Annotated in this window: 15 protein-coding genes and 5 pseudogenes; 10 read left to right on the top strand and 10 right to left on the bottom strand. The window is 55.0% G+C overall.

The genetic code is table 11. From position 1 onward, the window contains the following. Window positions 1-24 precede the first annotated feature (24 nt). The gene (locus tag B4967_RS14060) at window positions 25-1,716 is read right to left on the bottom strand and encodes a BCCT family transporter (protein WP_279384719.1); all 1,692 of its coding nucleotides are present in this window, start codon (window positions 1,714-1,716) and stop codon (window positions 25-27) included. A 165-nt stretch (window positions 1,717-1,881) separates the two neighbouring features. Then, complete coding sequence (gene nfuA, locus B4967_RS14055) at window positions 1,882-2,487, bottom strand: Fe-S biogenesis protein NfuA (RefSeq protein WP_054645091.1); 606 nt, start codon at window positions 2,485-2,487, stop codon at window positions 1,882-1,884. A gap of 271 nt (window positions 2,488-2,758) precedes the next feature. Here nfuA and metH point away from each other — a divergent pair. The 4 genes and pseudogenes from metH (at window position 2,759) to B4967_RS14035 (ending at window position 10,114) form a co-directional block, all read left to right on the top strand. Next, window positions 2,759-6,455, top strand: a pseudogene (metH, locus tag B4967_RS14050) (methionine synthase). Between the two features lie 13 nt (window positions 6,456-6,468). After that, complete coding sequence (locus B4967_RS14045) at window positions 6,469-7,806, top strand: MATE family efflux transporter (RefSeq protein ID WP_083025861.1); 1,338 nt, start codon at window positions 6,469-6,471, stop codon at window positions 7,804-7,806. 120 nt (window positions 7,807-7,926) lie between these two features. Then, window positions 7,927-9,585: a nitrite/sulfite reductase gene (locus B4967_RS14040; protein WP_083025859.1), complete on the top strand. Its 1,659-nt coding sequence runs from the start codon at window positions 7,927-7,929 to the stop codon at window positions 9,583-9,585. After that, a complete protein-coding gene (locus B4967_RS14035) occupies window positions 9,572-10,114 on the top strand; it encodes a DUF934 domain-containing protein (protein WP_083025857.1) in 543 nt (180 codons plus the stop codon). Before B4967_RS14040 ends, B4967_RS14035 begins: the two co-directional genes overlap by 14 nt. Window positions 10,115-10,172: 58 nt before the next feature. Here B4967_RS14035 and smrA read toward each other — a convergent pair. After that, window positions 10,173-10,761: pseudogene (gene smrA / locus B4967_RS14030) on the bottom strand (DNA endonuclease SmrA). Between the two features lie 147 nt (window positions 10,762-10,908). Between smrA and B4967_RS14025 the strand changes: the two are divergent. From B4967_RS14025 to B4967_RS14015, 3 genes and pseudogenes are all read left to right on the top strand, one after another. Further along, the gene (locus B4967_RS14025) at window positions 10,909-11,385 is read left to right on the top strand and encodes a gamma-glutamylcyclotransferase family protein (protein ID WP_083025856.1); all 477 of its coding nucleotides are present in this window, start codon (window positions 10,909-10,911) and stop codon (window positions 11,383-11,385) included. 57 nt (window positions 11,386-11,442) lie between these two features. Then, window positions 11,443-12,068, top strand: a pseudogene (gene wrbA / locus B4967_RS14020) (NAD(P)H:quinone oxidoreductase). After that, on the top strand, window positions 12,065-12,460 hold the full coding sequence (locus B4967_RS14015) for a DUF2069 domain-containing protein (protein ID WP_083025854.1): 396 nt from the start codon (window positions 12,065-12,067) through the stop codon (window positions 12,458-12,460). The pseudogene wrbA and the gene B4967_RS14015 overlap by 4 nt, the downstream one beginning before the upstream one ends. A 6-nt stretch (window positions 12,461-12,466) precedes the next feature. Here the strand turns inward: B4967_RS14015 and B4967_RS14010 are convergent, their stop codons facing one another. Next, on the bottom strand, window positions 12,467-13,153 hold the full coding sequence (locus tag B4967_RS14010) for a cytochrome b/b6 domain-containing protein (protein WP_083025979.1): 687 nt from the start codon (window positions 13,151-13,153) through the stop codon (window positions 12,467-12,469). 196 nt (window positions 13,154-13,349) lie between these two features. Between B4967_RS14010 and pdxH the strand changes: the two genes are divergently transcribed. Continuing rightward, complete coding sequence (gene pdxH, locus B4967_RS14005) at window positions 13,350-13,994, top strand: pyridoxamine 5'-phosphate oxidase (RefSeq protein ID WP_083025852.1); 645 nt, start codon at window positions 13,350-13,352, stop codon at window positions 13,992-13,994. A 79-nt stretch (window positions 13,995-14,073) separates the two neighbouring features. On the opposite strand, the pseudogene B4967_RS14000 reads toward pdxH, so the two are convergent. Next, window positions 14,074-16,822 (bottom strand): annotated as a pseudogene (locus B4967_RS14000) (bifunctional acetate--CoA ligase family protein/GNAT family N-acetyltransferase). A gap of 106 nt (window positions 16,823-16,928) precedes the next feature. On the opposite strand from B4967_RS14000, the gene B4967_RS13995 reads away from it, so the two are divergent. Beyond that, window positions 16,929-17,870: a histone deacetylase family protein gene (locus B4967_RS13995; RefSeq protein ID WP_083025850.1), complete on the top strand. Its 942-nt coding sequence runs from the start codon at window positions 16,929-16,931 to the stop codon at window positions 17,868-17,870. Between the two features lie 69 nt (window positions 17,871-17,939). Next, window positions 17,940-18,551 (top strand): helix-turn-helix domain-containing protein, encoded by a 612-nt coding sequence (locus B4967_RS13990; RefSeq protein ID WP_083025849.1) that lies wholly within the window; start codon window positions 17,940-17,942, stop codon window positions 18,549-18,551. 36 nt (window positions 18,552-18,587) lie between these two features. Here B4967_RS13990 and B4967_RS13985 read toward each other — a convergent pair whose 3' ends face one another. The 5 genes and pseudogenes from B4967_RS13985 to B4967_RS13965 all read right to left on the bottom strand — a co-directional run bounded on the left by B4967_RS13985 (window position 18,588) and on the right by B4967_RS13965 (window position 20,795). Next, window positions 18,588-18,938, bottom strand: coding sequence for a TusE/DsrC/DsvC family sulfur relay protein (locus tag B4967_RS13985; protein ID WP_083025847.1), 351 nt, complete (start codon window positions 18,936-18,938; stop codon window positions 18,588-18,590). Window positions 18,939-18,942: 4 nt separating this feature from the next. Next, entirely contained in the window at window positions 18,943-19,233 is a 291-nt protein-coding gene (gene tusB, locus B4967_RS13980) for a sulfurtransferase complex subunit TusB (RefSeq protein WP_062361177.1), read from the bottom strand. 12 nt (window positions 19,234-19,245) lie between these two features. Further along, on the bottom strand, window positions 19,246-19,611 hold the full coding sequence (tusC, locus tag B4967_RS13975) for a sulfurtransferase complex subunit TusC (protein WP_062361175.1): 366 nt from the start codon (window positions 19,609-19,611) through the stop codon (window positions 19,246-19,248). Window positions 19,612-19,623: 12 nt separating this feature from the next. Further along, window positions 19,624-20,014 (bottom strand): annotated as a pseudogene (gene tusD / locus B4967_RS13970) (sulfurtransferase complex subunit TusD). Window positions 20,015-20,114: 100 nt separating this feature from the next. Next, window positions 20,115-20,795, bottom strand: coding sequence for a Bax inhibitor-1/YccA family protein (locus B4967_RS13965; RefSeq protein ID WP_083025845.1), 681 nt, complete (start codon window positions 20,793-20,795; stop codon window positions 20,115-20,117). Window positions 20,796-20,914: the final 119 nt, after the last annotated feature.

Raw genomic sequence — 20,914 nt, 5'->3', positions numbered from 1 at the left:
GATTAGGAGTAGCTGTCCAGTCGATTAAGACTTGCTGGGCTCACCGCTCTGCTCATCGGGTAACTCCCAAGTGCCCTTTTCGGTCCATGGATCGTTTTCCGGAAACTCTTCGATATTGATTTCTGGCTCATCGTAATCGGGCTGGAAGCGCAAATCGTAGTGCGCCGCCCTAACCATAGAAACCATCAGCAACACGGAAATCAACAGCAGTGGTACGCCGCTGACGATACTGGCAGTTTGCAGCGTCTGCAGCCCACCTAAGAAGAGTAGCGACATGGGCAAGAGCGATAGCGTAAAGGCCCAGAATAGGCGATGCCACCGCGCTGGCTCTTTATCGAGCTTCTTCTCTGCGGCAGAAGAGAGAATGTAGGCAATCGAATCAAAGGTAGTGGCAGTGAAAATAGACAGCAGAATCACCACTGCTAACGTCACCAGCCAAGAGAGCGGCAGTTGGCTCAGCACCGCATAAAAGGCCGCATTAGCTGACTGATCGTTCATCACCTGGATAACGTCCAGCGTGCCTGAAAGCTGTAGGTAAAGGCCATAGTTGCCCAGGATGATGAAAAACAGCGCGCAGCCCAGTGAGCCAAAGAAAATCGATCCGGCCACCATGGTTTTGATGCGGCGCCCTTTCGAAATGCGCGCAATAAACAGGCCCACGGTTGGCGCAAATACCAACCACCAAGCCCAATAAAAAATCGTCCAGGATTGATGGAAACCGGTGTCTTCGAAGCCATTCAGGTCACCGAAAGGCTCTGTCCACGTCGCCATTTGAACCAGGTTGCTGAGCATTAAGCCGATGGAGTTTAGGCCAGTATCTAAAATAAATACGGTAGGCCCCATCACCAAGACAAACAGCAGCACGGCTAAACCAAGCCACATGTTGATGTCGGACAGCATCTCGATGCCGCCCTTCAAACCGCGCCATGCACTTACCGCAAAGATCGCCGTGGTACCTACCAGTACCGCAATTTGGCTGGTGGCATTAGGGGTGAAGGAGAACAGACCACCCAGCCCTTCATTGATCAACGGTACCAGAATACCTAGTGACGTTGCGCCGCCGCCCAGCATGCCAAAAATAAATAGAATATCAATGATGTTGCCCAGCCAGCTTCTAGCCAGTTTCTCACCTAGCACGGGGCGAATGGCTTCACTGATGCGCAGCACTTTATGTTTACGCACATGAAGGAAGTAAGCCATGGGCAGTGCGGGAACAAGGTAGATCGACCAAGCAATAGGGCCCCAGTGGAACATACCGTAAGTCGCTGCCCATGCGGTTGCCTCCTCAGAGAAAGGCTCGACATGAAAGGGAGGGTTCTGCAGGTAGTACATCCACTCGACCATACCCCAGAACACAACCGCCCCGCCGATGCCTGCTGCGAACAGCATTGCGCCCCAGGAGAGCAGCGAAAACTCCGGCTCGGCGTCTACATCGCCCAGCTTGATTTGCCCTATATCGCTAAACACGATGTAGAACATAAAGCCCAGCGAAGCGACGCCCATGGCGAGATAGAGCACGCCAAAGTTAGTGGTCACGAAGCTTTGCGCTGCCATCACCCAGACGCGGCCCATCTCTGGAAACAGTATGAGCGGAAGCGTCACCGCAAGTAGCAGGCCCAAAGACCCGAAAAAGATAGGTTTATGGATATTAGAAAACAAAGATGAGGGTTTAAAGGCCGTCTCTCCATGGCACTTTGTTGGGAATTCTCTCGCCATAACGGCTTAGAGAATAGCTTTACAATAGTGTTACATGGAATAAACGTTGACTGCCAGCAGCGGCTTCTATCGCCTATTGTTTTCGCATATCAAAGCGCACACAAAAAAAGCCCAGCAGTGGCCTGCTGGGCTTTTGCGACGCTAGCAAAGTATCTGAAGGATGCTCTAGCGGTAATAAGCGTTCGTTGTATCAGTATGGTCAGTCACGTCGCGAATGCCTGCCAATTCAGGGATGCGATCCATCAGCGTTTTCTCTACGCCATCTTTAAGCGTGAGATCCACCGCTGCACACCCTTGGCAACCGCCGCCAAACGCTAGAATCGCCACGCGGTCTTCTGTCAGCTCGACAAGCTTAATCTCGCCACCGTGAGCCGCTAGTCCAGGATTGATTTCACTGTAGAGCGTATAGTTGATACGGTCTTCCAGCGGGCTGTCGGCATTCACCTTGGGCATTTTAGCGTTGGGTGCTTTAATCGTCAGCTGTCCGCCCATACGGTCAGCGTTAAAGTCGACAACCGCTTCTTCTAAAAACGCTAGGCTGTTTTTATCGAGAAATACACCAATCTTCTCAAGTTCCAGCTTCACGTCGGTAGGCTCTTCTTCCCCAGGACGGCAATAGGCTAAGCAGGTTTCTGCATAGGGCGTGCCGGGCTGAGTGATGAAGATGCGTACAGCGATGCCTTCAACGTTCTGCTTTTCCAGCAGTTCCGCTAAGTAGTCTTGTGCGCTGTCGGTAATGTTAATGCCGGGCGCTTCGATAGTCGTGGTCATAAGGGATGTTATCCTCCCGTGGTAGTGGCAGTGCCACTTCACATGTCATTTATGCCTATGGTAAGCAAAACCGCGTGCCGACACAATCCCGAGTGTTTTAGTCGGCTATTGCTCTCGCCTATGAGTGCGGCTAATAAGGATGCTGCAATAACTTCACGCCCACGCTTGCTGCCCTATGGGGCGCCCTTTGGTATGATAGCCGCCGCTCAACTAATGACGACGACGATAAAAATATCCTTTCTGACTGAGACGCTGGAGATTTCCCCCTGCCATGGCTGCTAGTGATTTGACTGCTTCCCTCACCCAACGCCTTGCCCAACGCATCCTGATTCTGGATGGCGGCATGGGCACCATGCTGCAGAATGCCCAGCTCAGCGAGGATGATTTCCGCGGTGAACGCTTCCGCGATTGGCCGTCGGATTTAAAAGGTAATAATGACCTACTAGCGCTGACCTGCCCGGATGTCGTCGCTCGTATTCACCGCGATTACCTGGAAGCTGGCGCGGACATCCTGGAAACCAACACGTTTAACCAGCACCCGTTTATCCCAGGCCGACTACGGCATGGAAGACTTGGTGCCCGAGCTTAACCGTGAATCGGCACGCTTGGCACGCGAAGTGTGCGATGCGGTTGCCGCCGAGACCGATATCCCACGTTACGTGGCCGGGGTGCTAGGCCCAACGTCACGCACGGCATCACTCTCTCCAGACGTTAACGACCCCGCAAAACGTAACGTGACGTTTGATGCGCTTCGCGAAAACTACTACGAAGCGGCCAGTGCCCTGATCGAAGGCGGCGCTGACCTGATCATGATCGAAACGATCTTTGATACGCTTAACGCTAAAGCCGCTATCTATGCGCTTGAAGAGCTGTTTGAGGATCTTGGCCGCCGCCTGCCGGTGATGATCTCCGGCACGATTACCGATGCTTCCGGGCGCACGCTTTCCGGGCAAACCACGGAAGCCTTCTGGAACTCCGTGCGTCATGCCAACCCGCTCTCCGTGGGCTTGAACTGTGCGTTGGGTGCTGAAGAACTCCGCCCCTATTTAGAAGAGCTCTCCACCAAAGCCGACACGTTTGTGTCTGCTCATCCCAATGCGGGCTTGCCCAATGAGTTTGGTGAGTACGACCAAACGCCTGAAGAGATGGCCGCCATCGTCAGCGAGTTTGCCCAGAGCGGTTTAGTCAACATTATTGGTGGCTGCTGCGGGTCAACGCCTGAACATATCCGTGCCATTGCCGATGCCGTGCGCCCTATGGCGCCCCGCATAATACCGGAGCGCAGCAAAGCGTGCCGCCTGTCGGGTCTTGAGCCGTTTAATATTGAAGCCGACTCCCTGTTTGTTAACGTTGGTGAACGTACCAACGTGACCGGGTCGGCACGTTTTAAGCGCTTGATCGTTGAAGAAGATTTCACCACGGCGCTGGAAGTTGCTTTAGAGCAGGTGGAAAGCGGTGCCCAGATTATCGACATCAACATGGACGAGGGCATGTTGGAGTCGAAGGAAGCCATGGTGCGCTTCCTGAACTTGATTGCGGGCGAGCCGGACATTGCCCGCGTGCCCATCATGATCGACTCCTCGAAATGGGACATCGTTGAAGCAGGCCTGACATGAGTTCAAGGCAAAGCGGTTGTTAACTCGATCTCTCTGAAAGAAGGCGAAGCCGCCTTCCGCGAGCAGGCAACCAAATGCCGCCGCTTCGGGGCGGCGATTGTCGTCATGGCGTTTGACGAAGAGGGCCAAGCCGATACGTTTGCCCGCAAAACCGAAATCTGCGAACGCGCTTATCGGCTGCTCGTGGACGAGATTGGTTTTCCGCCGGAAGACATCATTTTCAACCCAAATATCTTCGCCATCGCCACGGGCATTGAAGAGCACAATAACTACGCCGTCGATTTTATCGAAGCCACTCAGTGGATTCGTGAGCACCTGCCCCACGCGATGATCTCGGGCGGTGTCTCCAACGTTTCGTTCTCGTTCCGGGGTAACAATCCGGTACGCGAAGCGATCCATTCGGTATTCCTCTACCACGCCATTCGTGCCGGGCTCAGCATGGGTATTGTGAACGCCGGTCAGCTAGCGGTTTACGATGACCTACCTGCCGAGCTGCGCGATGCAGTGGAAGACGTGGTGCTGAATCGTCGCGCTGATGGTACTGAACGCCTGTTGGACCTCGCCGACAAGTACAAAGGGGATGGCAGCGGCCCTGCCAAAAAAGAAGATTTGGAGTGGCGCAGCTGGCCCGTCAACAAGCGTATTGAACACGCGCTGGTGAAAGGGGTGACTGCCTTTATCGAGGAAGATACTGAAGAGGCTCGTGCCCAGGCCGCTCGCCCGATTGAGGGGATAGAAGGCCCGCTCATGGACGGCATGAACGTGGTGGGCGACCTATTTGGTGCAGGCAAAATGTTCCTGCCTCAAGTGGTCAAGTCGGCTCGCGTCATGAAGCAAGCGGTCGCTTATCTGATCCCCTATATCGAAGCGGAAAAAAGCGAAGACACCCAAGCCAAAGGCAAAATCGTCATGGCCACGGTTAAGGGTGACGTACACGACATCGGAAAAAATATCGTGGGCGTCGTGCTGCAGTGTAATAACTACGAAGTGATTGACCTGGGTGTGATGGTTCCCACCGAGAAAATTTTACAGGCCGCCATCGACCACAATGCCGATATCATCGGCCTCTCTGGCCTGATTACGCCCTCGCTGGATGAAATGGTCCATGTGGCCAAAGAGATGCAGCGCCGTGGTATGAACCTACCGCTGCTGCTTGGCGGTGCCACCACCTCAAAAGCGCACACGGCAGTAAAAATCGAACCGCAGTACGAGCACCCCGTTATTTACGTGACGGATGCTTCCCGTGCGGTAGGCGTGGCCGGTAAGTTGCTGGCCCCCAATTTGAAATCTGCTTACGTGGCCGAGATTCGCGAAGAGTACGAAAAAGTACGCGAGCGTAACGCCAAGCGTCGCCCGAAAGCGGCTGGCCTGGATTACACCCAGGCGCGTAAACGCCGCTTCCGCACCGACTGGGCAAATCATACCCCTGCCAAGCCGAACACGCTGGGTCTGATGACCTTTGACGATTACGACCTGGAAGAGCTGGTCGAGCGTATCGACTGGACGCCTTTCTTCATGAGCTGGCAGCTCGCCGGGAAGTACCCCAAGATTCTCAATGACGACGTGGTGGGTGAAGCCGCCCAAAACCTGTTTGACGATGCCAAAGTGATGCTGCGCAAGCTGATCGATGAAAAGCGCGTACAGGCGCGGGGCGTGATTGGCTTATGGCCCGCAAACAGCGTGGACGACGACGTGATAGAAGTTTACGCCGATGAGAGCCGCACCGAAGTAGTCGAGCGCTTACACCATATTCGTCAGCAGACCACCAAAGGCCGCGACGGCATCTGCTACAGTCTGGCCGACTTCATCGCTCCTAAAGAGAGCGGCAAGCCGGACTGGATTGGCGGTTTCGCCGTGACTACTGGCCACGGTGTTGACGAGCTCTCCAAGGCCTATGAGGCAGCGGGCGATGACTATAACGCCATCATGGTGCAGGCGCTCACCGACCGTTTGGCAGAAGCCTTTGCCGAACGTATGCACGAGAGAGTACGGAAAGAGTTCTGGGGCTACGTGCCCGAAGAAACGCTGGACAACGAAGCACTGATTGCAGAAAAGTACCAAGGCATTCGCCCGGCTCCGGGCTACCCCGCCTGCCCCGACCATACCGAGAAGGCAACGCTTTTCCGTCTCTTGAACGCGCCGGACAACACCGGCCTTACGCTGACGGAAAATTTTGCTATGTGGCCGGCAGCGGCTGTATCGGGCTGGTACTTTGCTCACCCGCAGTCGAAGTACTTCTCTACCGGCAAAATTACTCGCGACCAAGTCGAAGCGCTGGCTGAGCGTAAGCAGATGCCGCTGGAGGAGATGGAGCGCTGGCTGTCGCCGGTACTCTCTTACGACCCTAGCTAAACCAGTCTAGCGTATGTCGCCGGTGGTTCGTCGTCAGGGAAAGGTCATGCGCTTGGCCTTCCCCATTATGTTGGGCATGCTCTCCCAGAGCGTGCTCAACCTTATTGATGCTGCTCTGGTCGGTCACTTAGGCCAGGAAGCACTGGCGGGGGTCGGTATCGGCGGCTATGCCATGTTTATGATGACGGCACTGGTTTTCGGGCTCTCCTCCAGCGTGCAGTCGCAAACCGCCCATGCTTCAGGTGCTGAAAAGGCCTGCACTGCCCAGCCGCTTCGCGCTGGCTTAATGATTGGCTTAGCCATTGGTCTGCCGCTCTCTTGCCTTGCTTGGTGGCAAACGCCTGCCCTCATTCAACTGATGGCACCTTCGGATGCAGTTACTCAGATCGCCCTTGAGTACTTCCGCTGGCGCGTTGTAGCGCTCACGGTGATTGCACTGACTCTTTGCCTGCGCGGCTACTGGAATGGATTGCAACAAACGCACCTTTATCTGCGTATTATCGTGTTCGTGCATGTTGTGAACGTCGCCCTCAGCGCGGCGCTGATTTACGGTATTGGGGGGTTACCAGCATTAGGCGTGAACGGCGCCGCTATCGGCACCACTCTGTCGCTTCTGCTCGGGTTATTCATCTGGGCTGTCATTACGTGGCGGCAAAGCCCCCCGCTTACTCGCCTCTTGCCTTCATGGCATGGCGTGAAGGTTACTCTGAAGCTCGCGCTTCCTCACTCGCTACAGCAGCTATGGTTTGCCGCAGGCTACGTGGTGCTGTTTTGGCTGCTGGGCCAGTTGGGTACATCCAGCGTAGCTGTGGGCCATGTGCTGGTAAATTTATCTCTCTTACTGATTTTGCCGGGAGTCGGCGTTGGCGTGGCCGCCATGAGCCTTGTAGGCGAGGCCCTAGGCCGTGACGATCAGCAGGCCGCCCACCGCTGGGGCATTGACGCCTTAAGTGTTGCCGGTATGCTGCTGACTGTTTTAGCGTTACCCATGCTCGTTATGCCCGAGCCCATTTTAAGCATCTTCTTTACCGATGAGTCGCTGGTGCAGTTGGGGAGACTGCCCCTGCAAATCACCGGCTTGATGATTGTGCTTGATGCTGCCGCGCTGGTGCTGGCGCAGGCATTGATGGGCGCAGGTGCGCAGCGTACCGTCATGCTGCTGACGCTGGGCATGCAGTGGCTACTGTTTTTGCCGCTGGCCTGGTGGGTGGGTATTTGGCTTGGCTACGGCCTTGTAGGTGTATGGTTGACGCAGCTCTTTTACCGGCTGCTCAACTCCAGCAGCTTTTTGTGGGTATGGCAGCGACGCCGCTGGCTAGCCCACGGCTTTAAAATAGACGCTTCTAAATAGCATTTAACGATAAAAAGATAATTATATATTCTTTTGTAGAATATGACGCCCGCGTTAAGGTGACGGCACATTACCGTCCGTCTCGACGTGACCATTTCGCTTTTAGCAGGATCGTGCCCCATGTACCGTTATGATATTCACGACCAAACGCTGGTTGACGAGCGCGTAGCTCAGTTCCGCGATCAGATGGAACGCTACCAAGCCGGACGTTTGGGAGAAGAAGAGTTTCGCCCGCTACGGCTGCAAAACGGCCTGTATATTCAAAAGCACGCACCGATGCTGCGCATTGCCATCCCATACGGGATGCTAGCAGGCGCTCAACTGCGTGCACTGGCCGATATCACCCGCCGCTACGACCGCGGCTACGGCCACTTTACGACGCGCCAAAACCTGCAGCTCAACTGGCCTGCGCTGGAAGACGTGCCGGATATCTTAGGTGAGCTGGCCAAAGTACAGATGCACGCTATTCAAACCAGCGGCAACTGCATTCGTAACACCACCAGCGACCAGTTTGCTGGTATTGCCAACGATGAAGTGGAAGACCCACGCCCCTGGTGCGAGCTTATTCGTCAGTGGTCTACCCTGCATCCGGAATTCGCCTATCTGCCACGCAAATTCAAAATTGCCGTGAGCGGTGCTGCCCAAGATCGCGCGGCTATTCAAGTGCACGATATTGGCCTGCGCCTGTGGCGCAACGATGACGGCGAGCTGCGCATTAAAGTGCTGGCCGGTGGTGGTCTGGGCCGCACGCCCATGATTGGCGATGTGGTGCGCGAAGACCTGCCCTGGCAGCACCTGCTGACGTATCTTGAAGCCTGCGTACGGGTTTACAACCAGTTCGGCCGCCGGGACAACAAGTTCAAGGCGCGCATTAAGATATTGGTGAAAGCGCTAGGCATTGAAGAATTCCGCCGCCGGGTTGATGAAGAGTGGGCCCACCTGAAAGATGGCCCGCAGACCCTTAACCAAGCAGCGGTCGAGGCAGCCAAGGTGCACTTCCCTGAACCCGACCGTCGCCCGGTAGCAGCGAGCGCCACGGAAGATTTCGACAAGCTACGCAGTGAAAACCGCAGCTTTGCGCGCTTTGTGACCAATAACGTGACCGACCACAAAGTGCCGGGCTACAAAGCCGTCACGCTGTCGCTGAAGCGCCGCGAGCACGCACCGGGGGATGTCACCGCCGACCAGATGGAAGCCGTTGCTGATTTGGCTGACCGCTATAGCTTTGGTGAAGTGCGTGTTACTCACGAGCAGAACTTGGTGCTATCAGATGTGCCGGTTGACGAGCTAGAAGCGCTGTGGAAAGAGCTGGACGCGCTCGGCATGGCCAACCCCACTGTTGGCACGCTGAACGACATTATCTGCTGCCCCGGTGGCGACTACTGCGGCCTTGCCAATGCGGTCTCTATTCCAATTGCCCAGGCGCTTCAAGAGCGGTTTGAAGACTTAGACTTCCTCTACGACCTTGGCCCGCTGGACCTGAACATTTCAGGTTGCATGAACGCCTGTGGTCACCACCATGTCGGCCACATTGGTATTTTGGGGGTCGATAAGAAAGGCGAAGAGTACTACCAAATCTCGATTGGCGGTAACTCCACCGATGATGCCTCACTGGGTAAAATCTTGGGCCCCTCTTTCTTCCGTGAAGACGTGCCGGGCGTGGTTGAGAAAGTGCTGGAAGTCTACGTGGCCGAGCGTCACGAAGATGAGCGTTTCCTGGACACTTATCGCCGCATTGGCCTAAAACCCTTTAAGGAGCGTGTTTATGCCCAGCAATGACACCCAAACCGAAGTGGTTGAACAAACTCCGGTTCATGTAGATCATTTAATTGAGAACGGTGAGCTGGCCGCTGAAAACGCCTGGTGTGTCTCATACGATGCTGAGGCGCTACCCGAGCAGCGCCCTGCGTTTGTTCCACTGGCGCTATGGCAGGCGAACCAGGACGACAACGAACTCGCCCCTCTGCTCACGAGTGACACTGAACTCACTACCGAGCTTGGCAGCACGTTGAAAGGCGCTTCTGCCATTGCCGTAGACTTTCCTGCATTCACCGATGGTCGCGGCTACACCATCGCTCGCCTGCTGCGCGAGCGTTATGGCTATACAGGCGAAATCCGTGCGGTTGGCGATGTTCTGGTGGATCAGTTGGATTACATGCGCCGCTGTGGTTTCTCCACCATGGCACTGCGTGATGACCAGCATCCAGAAGATGCCCTTCGCGCTCTGAACGCCTTTAGCGTACGTTACCAAACCGACGTTGAAGAGCGCCAAGCGCTATTTGAAAAGCGTTTAACGGCTAGCCATTAAACCGCTCTACTGCACTACAAACGCCGACAGGGGCCAGCCCTTGTCGGCGTTTTTGCGTTTAACCACGCCGTTTCTGCTGGCGCTCGCGATTATTGGCTTTGGCGCGATCACTTTTACGCAGCATCACCCAGGTTGCGCCTAATCCCCCTTCCGAGGGCTGAGCGGATACATAGGCTTGCACCTCATCAAACTGAGTGAGCCACTTGGCAATATAAGAGCGCAGTACGTTGGCCGGGCTATCCAGCTCCCGCCCACGGCCGTGAACGATTAATACCGAGCGCAGGTCGTGCGCATAGGCCTCTTGGATGAAGGGAAACAGCATTCGCCGGCACTCTGCCAGCGGGCGCCGTAGCATGTGCAGCTGTGCCTGCACACTGTAGCCACCGTGCTTTAATTTATCGACGACCCCTTGTTGAATTCCCTCCCGGCGAAACTCAATAGGATCAAACGGGGGCAGCAGATCAACAAAGTCGTCGGATAAAAAATTACGCTCATCTAAGCGCTCTGCAGCGCTTTCACGTCTGGCCAGCTGGGCTTCTGAGGGCCGCTGACGTTGGGGGCCTGTGTCTGCACGGTTACGGGGGAAGTGGCTTCACATCGCCAACGAGTGCGCGGAAATCCATCTCATCACGAAGTGACTGGCTCATAACAGGCTCCTCCGATAGGGTCCGATGCTTAGTCTAATGCCTAAGCGACGATGCTTATCGTAGCAAAATCACCGACACTGCTTAAGACTTGTCTTGTGATCGACAGTTCTTCACTCTAAAACGTCATACTTTGCGTAGGATATTGGCATGATTTGGTTAAAGCGTTTAGTGGTGGTTTCGCTATTCTGCGTACTGGGAGTGGCCGTCTGGCTATGGCTGGCCATGCTAAGTCCTTGGTTCTACGAACGCCCGGAAGAGCTGCCGGACATCGAACAGCGCACGCACCAGGTCTTTGTTTATGGCACGCTACGTTACTTGCCCATTCGATGGGTGGTGATGGGCACCTCAGGCTCGCCTAAGCCTGCCCGCCTAGACGGATTTGAACGCCAAGGGCTGGATCTTTCCCGCAACGCAGACAGTTATGTCGATGGCCTACTGCTGACCGTTTCGCCCGAGGCCTTGCAGCGGTTGGACCGCTACGAGCGGCTGGGCATTCGCTATGAACGCGTTGAACAGACACTCGCGGATGGTAGTACTGCCTGGGTATACGTACGACTCCCCATGGTAAGTGAGCTCGACATCCACCCTCCTGCCCACCGGATAGCTCTGGTAACATACGACTAGTTTTTGTGGCCGTAGAGTCCCACCGACGGTCGCCACCCCTACTGTTTAGGACACGCCATGAGTGAAGCCACGCCGTACGTATTAATTCTGTATTACTCCCGTTCAGGAGCCACTGCAGACATGGCACGCCAACTAGCTGCGGGCGTTGAAAGCATTCCTGGTATTGAGGCGCGCTTGCGCACCGTGCCAGCAGTGTCGCCAACCTGTGAAGCGGTGGATCCAGAGATCCCTGAGGAAGGTGCTGTTATGCAGACCTGGATGACTTGCGCCACTGCAGCGCGCTAGCGTTAGGTAGTCCGACGCGGTTTGGCAATATGGCAGCACCGTTAAAGTATTTTCTCGACACCACCAGTAGCCTCTGGATGAACGGTGCGTTAATTGATAAACCCGCCAGCGCCTTCACCTCCACGTCCAGCTTGCATGGCGGCCAGGAAAGCACGCTATTGACGATGCTGGTACCGCTACTCCATCACGGCATGGTGTATGCGGGTATTCCCTACAGTGAAACCGAGCTGCTGAACACTCAGCACGGCGGCACGCCTTGCGGGGCTAGCCATGTAGCAGGGGCGCGCAGTGATCGCCCGGTAGACGAGCGCGAACGGGCTCTGTGCAAGGCACAAGGTAAACGGCTCGCGAAACTAGCGCTGGCAATGCACAAGATGCGCCTGGAGGAAACACCATGAGGCAGTGGTTAGAGGGGCTTGAGGAGAAACACGGGCTCGATAAATTAACCCGACAAGCACGACAGTTAGTAATCATCAGCTTTGTGCTGCTACTGGTGCTAGTGATTTATCGTGGCTTCTTTGTACAGGGCGATACGTTTAACTGGCGGCCAGTCGTGGCGTTTGTGCTTCCACTGGTGCTGTTCTTGCCGTCTATTATTGGCCAGCGGGCTCGTGGGCACGCCTGGCTTGCGTTCGTTAGCCTACTCTACTTTACCCAAGGCGTTATGTTAGCCACGCTGCCGGGGCAAGGCATGCGCGGCGTGCTGGAAGCTTTAGTATCGCTGGCGCTGTTTACGGGCTGCATGGGCTATGCGCGCTTTCGCAGCCGCCAGCAGCGCCTTAACGGCTAGCCACTGCTAATAAAACCAGAGCCAGCCACTCACGCCTGCTGCTACCAGCAACGCGCCAATCGCATAGCGCTTTTGTGCACGGTAAGCGGCAGGCTTTTCATCGGCTGGCACGTTTGAAAAACGCTTCACACCCGTCAGCATAGCGGGCACTAAGCGCTCGCCCTGCAGTGTATGCCAAACCAAACCCACCAGATGTAAACCAATCAATATCAGCAACAGGTCGCTATTCAACGAATGCAGCCGGGCTAGCACATCACCTACTGCAGGGCCCAAAAGCCCATAAAGCGGCGCCTGAAAGAAAATATCGTCGCTCAGAAATAGTCCGCTGAGCGCTTGAAAACCCAGTGACACTAGTAGTAGCACCACCATCCACCCGCCTACCGGGTTATGGCTTGCATAGTGCGGTGCACGCCGTGTCATCAGCGCTTTGGCGTACCCGGCCGTCTTCTTCGGGCCGTATAAAAAAGTGCTAAACCGAGCGTAGGGCGAGCCTACCAACCCCCAAATAAAACGAAATACCAACAGGCCAATAATGATGTAGCCTGACTGAGCATGCACTTCGATAGGAAATAAAAACGGTTGCCCCGTGGTTTTGGTGGTGTAAAACGAAATCACCACCGCCGCCAACAGGGACCAGTGAAACAAACGAATTAACTTATCCCATACGGCTATGCGTGTCGTGCGACTCTGCATCAAGCTATCCTCTAACGTCATACTGGTAGAGTTTCTCATTTATTGCTGTTTTCTCATAGAACGATTCAGCGCGCCTGCTAACGCTTTGCTACTGCTCTTATCGTTTGCAACCACAAACCGAACAACACTTGAGCTTTATCGGTAGACCAGCGAACATGACAATAATGCAACTTATCACCGCAAGGGAGCTTCACCGATGACACGAAATATTGCCGACGTCAGGCGTGACTATGAGGGTGGGCGTTTAGAAGAAGCGCAAACCCCAGATAACCCGTTTGTCATGTTTGATGAGTGGTTCAGCTTAGCGCTGGAAAGCGAAGGCAAGGATGGTAATGCCATGACACTCGCCACGGTGGACAGCCAGGGACGTCCTCATGCACGCGTTGTGCTGCTTAAGGGATTCGATGAGCAGGGCATGGTGTTTTTCACCAACTACCATAGCCATAAGGGCAGCGAGTTAAACAACGTGCCTTATGCTGCTTTGACGTTCTGGTGGCCCTCCTTATCACGCCAAGTACGCATCGAAGGCCCGGTGGAGCAAGTGTCTGCAGAAGAGTCGGATGAGTATTTTGCCAGCCGCCCGCGCGGCAGCCAGTTAGGAGCTTGGATCGCGACCCAAAGCGTGGTCATTCCGGACCGCAACTGGATTGAGGAGCGTCAAAAGCGCTTTGAACAGGCTTACGAAGGCCAGGATATTCCGCGTCCGATCCACTGGGGCGGCTACCGCGTAAATCCTGAAATGATCGAGTTTTGGCAAGGGCAACCCAGCCGTTTGCACGACCGTTTGCGCTATGAGCGCCGTGATGGCGGTGAGTGGAGCCGGTTCCGTTTAGCGCCCTAATCATCTAGCGCGACATGTCATTCAACAAATGGCCTGCCGATATTTACCAGCAGGCCATTTGTTTGAGCGTGGCTTAGGCTTAATCCGGCTGGCTCTCCAAGCGGTGCCGTTGCCACTCGCTGTCGGGTTCGTTTAGCCGTAACACTGCATCAATCACCTGCTCTTCCATGTTGTACCGACAGCGGAAGCCAAGGTGCTTCATCAGTGCCCGCATCGGGTGGTTATCCACCATGATCTTGCCGATCATTTCGAGCGTGCCGATGCTGGTGCAGTAGTCGATCATCTTCTTCATCAGCAGGCTGCCAATACCCAGCCCCTGAAGATCATCCCGAATGATAATAGAGAACTCGGTGCGTATATTGTCAGGGTCGTTCCAAACCCTCACCACTCCCAGCATCTCCTTACTGCCAATCATCGTGCTGATGCTCGGCAATAAAGGCCATTTGCCGGTCATAGTTGATATGCGACAGGATGGAGAGGTCCCGCTGGGTAAGGTTCGACTTGTTATGGAAGTAGCGAAACCGAATACTCTCCTCTGACAGCTGGCGATGAAACGTCGTGATCAGCGGAGCATCCTCGGCGCGAATAGGCCGCACCTCCACCTGCCAGCCGTTATTGAGTGTGACCCACTCCCTGAGCTCTTCCGGGTAAGGCATGATCGCAAAGCGTGCGGGGTGCCCCAAATCCATCGCAAAATCGACCGCCAGCATGCCATCGCGGTTTAACAGTAACGGGTTGAGCTCCAAACCACGCAGGTCCGTCAGGTCGGAGGCCATTTGTGACAGCTTAACCAGCAGTTGGCAAAGGTGCTGAATATCTCGCTCGGGGTCGGCAGAGTGCTCACGAATCAATGACGCCGCATGAGTGCGGCCCACTACATCTGAGGCGAGGCTCATATTGAGCGGCGGCAGCGCCACTTGGCGGTCGGCAAGTACGTTACCCTTGTAACCGCCAATACCGAAGACGATCAGCGGCCCAAACACGGGGTCCCGCGTGATGCCTGCACAAATTTGCATAGAGTGCTTACCGCGCTGCATAGGTTGTAAGCAGTACTCTCGAATGGCGTGCTCGGGAAATTTCTCCTGCACCTTATCGCCCAACCGCCTTACGCCGTCGGCGACTTGCTCCGGGGTTTCTAAATCCTGCAGTAGCCCAGCGGAAATTTTATGCGGGTGCTTGCGATAGCGATAAGGCGGGCAGTTACCCTCATGAACCACTTTCAGCGCCTTGGGCCCCGGAAAGCGCTCGGCGACCACCAAAGCCTCTTCTGGGGAGTGCACATAGGCGCTGGTGGCGGTAGGAATGCCGTAAGCCTCCAACACTTGCGCGGTTTCAGAGTGGGTCAGTGTCTGCCTGCCCTGCTCTTTTGCCTGCTTGATCAGTGCCCGGCACTCGGCGCGAATATCTGGGCTAGTGGAAAACGGCAGGCTGGGGGGGATTTCATGCAGCAGCGCCTGCACACGCTGGTAATCCACCATGTGCATAAACGCCTTTACTGCCTTTTCAGGCGAGGTATAGGTGGGAATCCCTGCCAGGTTGCAGACATGGCGAGCATTTAGCGCTTCTTTCAAGCCCATCCAGCTAGTGAGTAAATTACGCTTAAAGGTTTTACGGTGATCGATCAGCGCCTGAGCGGTGACCTGGGAAGGCGCTAACCTCGTGGGGGCGTGCACTACCAGCACGGCATCCACATTAGGGTCAGCGGTGACGATTTGCAGCGCCTCCACAAAGCGCTCTGGCGTCGCGTTACCGCCTAAGTCCACAGGGTTTTCACCCGGCTTACTCATATCCACTTGGCTTTTATGCAGCGCCGCCTGGGTGTCTGGGCTGAACTCAGCGAGCTTGCCACCCGCGCTAATCAGCTTATCGATGGCCAGCATGGCAGGCCCAAGCGCGTTGGAAACAATCGCCAAACGGTCGCCGCGCAGTGGCTTCATGCGTGATAGCGTTTCCAGCGCATCGAGCATTTCATCCGAATCGTTTACCCGAACCACGCCTGCACGGGCGAAGGCAGCATCGAACACCACGTCGCGATTGGCGATGCCCGGTGTAGGGGGCATGCCGGAAATATCCGACTGCGGCGTGCGGCCACTTTTGATCGCCACCACCAAACGGTTACGGGAAGCATCCCGTACGGAGGTCATAAAGTGCTGGGCATCCGTTACCCGCTCCAGATGCAATAAGATGGCCTGAGCAGGGGAAAACTGGTTCACATAGTCGATCAAATCAGGCAGCAGGACATCAACGCTGTCCCCTACGGTAATCAAATGGGAGAAGCCGACATCGCGACCCGCTGCCCAGTCGATCATCGCGTTGGCCAGCATCCCTGACTGGCCTAGGTAGGCGACCCTGCCGGCTTTAACCGGCTGGCTGGCGTAGGAGGCATTGAGCTTTTTGCCGGGCACAATCAGCCCCATACACTCCGGACCAAGCACACGAATGCCTGACTCCCGGGCAGCTTGCAGCATGCGTTGGCGAATAGAGCCTTTATTGTCCTCATCACGGTCAAGGTAGGCTCCACCAGAGAGCACCAAAGCGGCTTTTACGCCAAACTTTCCGAGCTTTTTAATCAGTTTGGGGACGCCTTCAATAGGCGAACACACTACTGCAAGGTCTGGCACTTCCGGCAGCTCATCAACCGTACGCACACAGTCAACGCCAAGCACCGTTTCGTACCCCTTGAGGTTCACGGCCCAGAGTTTGCCCCTAAAACCGCCCTCTTGAAGATTGCCTAGTACCAAACCACCCAAGGACTCAGGCTTTTCAGAGGCACCGAACACGGCAGCCGAACGAGGTTCGAAAAAATGATGCAAAAAACGTGTGCTCACGAATGCGCCTCCCCTGGAGTGAATGACTACTGTGTACGACTTATTGACACTGTCGCGCAAGCCCCCGTGGCGATTAAGGTAGCTTTATTGTTATCGGAGCGCTTGCATGATCACTGCCTACCTTACCCACCCCGACTGCGCATTGCACCACATGGGGCCAGAACACCCTGAAAGCCCACTGCGGCTGGAGGCAATTCGTGCGCGCCTATCACTCTCTGGGCTATTGCAGCAAACCATGCAAGCCGATGCGAAAGAAGCCTGCGATGAGGCTTTGGCAAGGGTACATCCCCTGCGCCACCTAAATGCGCTGGAAAAGTGCCTTCCTAAAGAAGGGATTGTCACGCTGGACAGCGACACCATGATGAACCCAGATAGCCTAAAAGCCGCACGAGTGGCCGCAGGTGCAGTCGTTCGTGGTGTTGATCAGGTGTTTAAACGCCAGGCAGATAACGTATTTTGCGCCGTTCGTCCACCCGGGCACCATGCAGAAGCTGCAGATGCGATGGGCTTCTGCTTTTACAACAACATTGCCGTGGGAGCTGCCCATGCCAAAGCAAAATACGGCGCTAAGCGGATCGCCATTCTCGATTTTGATGTGCATCAATGTAACGGCACTATCGATATTTTTAAAAATGACCCCGAAGTACTGATTTGCACTAGCTTTCAATACCCCTTCTACCCGTGGCGTTACCTGCGCAGCGAATGGCAGAACGTGATTAATACCCCGTTGGAAGTAGGTACCGCTAGCCAGGAGTATCGCCGTATTATTGAGCGCCAATGGTTGCCAGCGCTGCATGCGTTCAAACCCGACCTGGTGATGCTATCGGCAGGTTTTGATGCCCATAAAGATGACCCTATGGGCGATATTTGCCTTGAGGATGAAGACTTCTACTGGGTAACACACCTGGCTATGGAAATTGCGGCGCTCTACGCCGATAACCGAGTCGTGTCTGTGTTGGAGGGTGGCTACAATCCCACGTCATTGGCCAGCGGTGCCGAAGCACACCTGAAAGCGCTCTTGGGCCTGCCCTTCACCAATACTCCCTAGCCGCCCCCGCGGTTAGGGAGCTGTGGTACTATGCAGCCACCATGTTGGCCTCCATTCTAGGTGACCGTTATGACCGCCACTTCTGAAGAGCACGCAGCGCTGCGCATCGCGTCAGGGCGCAAACCCTTTGTCGAGCCGTTACGCCTGGGCGAGCGCCTCAAGCAGATTCGCCTTGCCAATCAGTGGACGCTGGAAGATGTGAGCCAGCGCACCGGCATTGCTCGCTCCACGCTCTCCAAAATCGAGAACGATCAGGTGTCGCCGACGTTTAGCGTGGTGCAGAAACTGATTAGTGGTCTCAATATCGACCTGCCCCAGCTCTTTACGCCACCCAAACGCGAACGCTACACCATGGGTAGGCGCGATCTCACTCGGAAAGGAAAAGGGCAGCTGCACCCTACTCCCACCTACGAGCATGAGCTGCTGGGCCATCAGCTTGCGCAAAAACGCATGATTCCGTTTAAAACCATCGTGCGGGCGCGTAGTTTTGAAGAGTATCACCAGTGGGTGCGCCACGATGGCGAAGAGTTTTTGATGGTGCTGCACGGCGACATCATGCTCTATACAGAATTCTATGCGCCGCTAGTACTGGCCGAAGGCGACAGCATCTACTTTGATAGTGACATGGGCCACGCCCTAGTCTCTACCAGCCAAGACGATGCTGTCGTGCTATCGGTGTGAACCCGAGGGGATTTGGTTTAGCGCTAAGGTTGCTTACTACAAGCAGTTCGTCGGCTTGGGCAACCCAGCAATACGAGCTAAACGTTTCGGCGGGCTGCCGGGGAATAGGCTCATTAAATAGACCGAGCGCCCTTTTTCCTCGCCTAATGCTTGCTTGGTGGCTTTGACTAGCGGTCGCATCGCTGGTGCCATTTCATAGCGGGCATAAAAATCCCGCACCACGCGAATGAGCTCCCAGTGCTCCTCTGTAAGTGTTAGCTCTTCATCCTTAGCTAACAAATCAGCAACACCCTCGTCCCAATCCCCCTGCTCTACTAAATAGCCTTCGGGGTCGAGCTTGATTTGTTCATCAGCATCAAGATAACGGTATAAACTTTCATCACTCATTGATTTAGTACCATGACAGAATCTTAGTATGCTGCTCAGTCAGTTCGACAAAGCCTTCCATATCCACCAGGATTGCTTGGCTATTGAGCGCAGCTCCGCTTAAGCCGCGAGAAGCCGCATCCTCTTTTAGCACACACACGCTCACATCAGCCGCCGCATCCCAACCTTGCCAATCAGCATGCAGTAACGCCTGCACGGCATCTTCAATCAGTAAAATACCATCGCCCTCCGCAACGGTAGAGAGCATCTGCGCGGCCGCTTCGCTGTGCGGGGGCTTGTTCAGAATATGTAACATGTCGCTGCCCGTTTAAAAATTCATGACATAGGAGTGACGCTGTACCAATTCGGGTAAGGTATCGTCGGCCACCACCGTCGCCCCATCCACTAGTTGGGCTGCTTGCAAGTTCAACGCATCCAGCGCGCTTTGAGGCACTAGCAGCTGGTCGATATCATACATCTCCAGCATATCAATGGTCGGTAGCGTTGCCTTTTGTCCTGGCGCACCGGCTGCCTGCTCTTTGAGAAGCGCCAGCACTCCCTGGCCAAGAAACAATAGACTTACCGTTTGGCCAAAGGCCGCAGCGACCAGCGCTACATCTAGCCCTTCTCTCAAGGCATTGGAGCTATAGGGGGCATGGCGAATAATCACTAGCCGTTCGTGTTCATGACTCATTGGGCGCTCTCTCTAGGCAAATGTGATTAAACGGTCACAGCGCTGCTGAAGCGTCAGCAGTTGCCCTAACCCGGTTAACTCAAATGGCGCATCCAGATTAAAGTGCGCTTGCCCATGGCGTTTCGCCTCAGCTTCACTCATTACGCCACGGCGCAGCGCCGCCGCAATGCACACGTCCAGCGTCACGCCATGCTCATGATGCAGCGCTATCCAAGCGTCGCGCATGTTGAGCTCATCCTGGGGAGGTGTCATTAAGCTGGAAGCGTTATGAATCCCTTCTTGAAAAAAGAATACGCCCGCCACTTGATGGCCTCGGCTGATCACCGCTTTAGCAAAGCGCAGTGCCGAATGAGGTGCCGCACTTGTGTAGGGGTGCACCCATGACTAATAAGCCGTACTCCATTGCAGCGTCTCGTGCCAATTCAACGAAAAAAAACAGACCCTACTGAGTAGGGTCTGTCATTGATATCACTTCGATCAAGTGATCGCGTTCTTGCTATCCATCAATCGTTGCTCATGATGCCCAGAATAGACAGCAGGCTGACGAACAGATTGTAGATAGAAACATACAGCGTCACGGTCGCGAGAATGTAGTTGGTCTCGCCAGCGCGGTGTACGATTTCACTGGTTTGATAGAGAATCGCGGCAGAAGCAAACAGCACGAAGCCTGCAGAAACCATCAGCGACAGCGCCGGAATGCTAAAGAAGATGCCAGCGACCATCGCCAGAATCAGCACGATGGCACCCGCCATCAGGAAATTGCTGAGGAAGCTGAAATCTTTCTTCGTGGTCAACGCTACTGCAGAGAGGCCAATAAACGTCAGGCCGGTCATAGCCAGCGCATTCATAATCAGCGCACTGCCATTAGGCAACGTTAGGTACGCAGAAATAATTGGGCCCAGGGTAAAGCCCATAAAGCCAGTAAACGCAAAGGTCGACAGCAGTCCAACTGCGGAGTTAGCTGTTTTGTGAACCAGAAACATCAGGCCATAAGCACCGATGAAGAATACAAAGATATTCATCTGCTGGATGCCCATCGCCACTGAGGCACCCGCTGTAACTGCAGAGAACAGCAGCGTCATTGCCAACAGTGCGTAGGTATTGCGCAAAACCTTGTTAGCACTGGCACCGCTCACCGCGCTATGGGTTTGCGTTTTCGCCATATTCGAATCGTTAAAAGCCATGTATCTATGCTCCCTAGTAGTCATACTATCAACGGACAAGCATGCCGTTACCTAGTTCCAGACGCAAGTCTTTGTCTTCCACGCTAACCGTACGCTTTTACGCATCTCCTCTCGGCATG

The organism is Vreelandella lionensis (genome assembly GCF_002087295.1).
In the GTDB taxonomy this organism is placed as follows: Bacteria; Pseudomonadota; Gammaproteobacteria; order Pseudomonadales; family Halomonadaceae; genus Vreelandella; species Vreelandella lionensis.
The sequence above is the reverse complement of the archived record's forward strand: the minus strand, read 5'-3'. Positions and strand labels throughout refer to the sequence as shown.

Coding starts and splice junctions, on each gene's coding strand:
- B4967_RS14060 (WP_279384719.1), bottom strand. CDS start 1,716: ATGGCGAGAGAATTCCCAACAAAGTGCCATGGAGAGACGGCCTTTAAA.
- nfuA (WP_054645091.1), bottom strand. CDS start 2,487: ATGACCACGACTATCGAAGCGCCCGGCATTAACATTACCGACAGCGCA.
- B4967_RS14045 (WP_083025861.1), top strand. CDS start 6,469: ATGTCGCCGGTGGTTCGTCGTCAGGGAAAGGTCATGCGCTTGGCCTTC.
- B4967_RS14040 (WP_083025859.1), top strand. CDS start 7,927: ATGTACCGTTATGATATTCACGACCAAACGCTGGTTGACGAGCGCGTA.
- B4967_RS14035 (WP_083025857.1), top strand. CDS start 9,572: ATGCCCAGCAATGACACCCAAACCGAAGTGGTTGAACAAACTCCGGTT.
- B4967_RS14025 (WP_083025856.1), top strand. CDS start 10,909: ATGATTTGGTTAAAGCGTTTAGTGGTGGTTTCGCTATTCTGCGTACTG.
- B4967_RS14015 (WP_083025854.1), top strand. CDS start 12,065: ATGAGGCAGTGGTTAGAGGGGCTTGAGGAGAAACACGGGCTCGATAAA.
- B4967_RS14010 (WP_083025979.1), bottom strand. CDS start 13,153: ATGCAGAGTCGCACGACACGCATAGCCGTATGGGATAAGTTAATTCGT.
- pdxH (WP_083025852.1), top strand. CDS start 13,350: ATGACACGAAATATTGCCGACGTCAGGCGTGACTATGAGGGTGGGCGT.
- B4967_RS13995 (WP_083025850.1), top strand. CDS start 16,929: ATGATCACTGCCTACCTTACCCACCCCGACTGCGCATTGCACCACATG.
- B4967_RS13990 (WP_083025849.1), top strand. CDS start 17,940: ATGACCGCCACTTCTGAAGAGCACGCAGCGCTGCGCATCGCGTCAGGG.
- B4967_RS13985 (WP_083025847.1), bottom strand. CDS start 18,938: ATGAGTGATGAAAGTTTATACCGTTATCTTGATGCTGATGAACAAATC.
- tusB (WP_062361177.1), bottom strand. CDS start 19,233: ATGTTACATATTCTGAACAAGCCCCCGCACAGCGAAGCGGCCGCGCAG.
- tusC (WP_062361175.1), bottom strand. CDS start 19,611: ATGAGTCATGAACACGAACGGCTAGTGATTATTCGCCATGCCCCCTAT.
- B4967_RS13965 (WP_083025845.1), bottom strand. CDS start 20,795: ATGGCTTTTAACGATTCGAATATGGCGAAAACGCAAACCCATAGCGCG.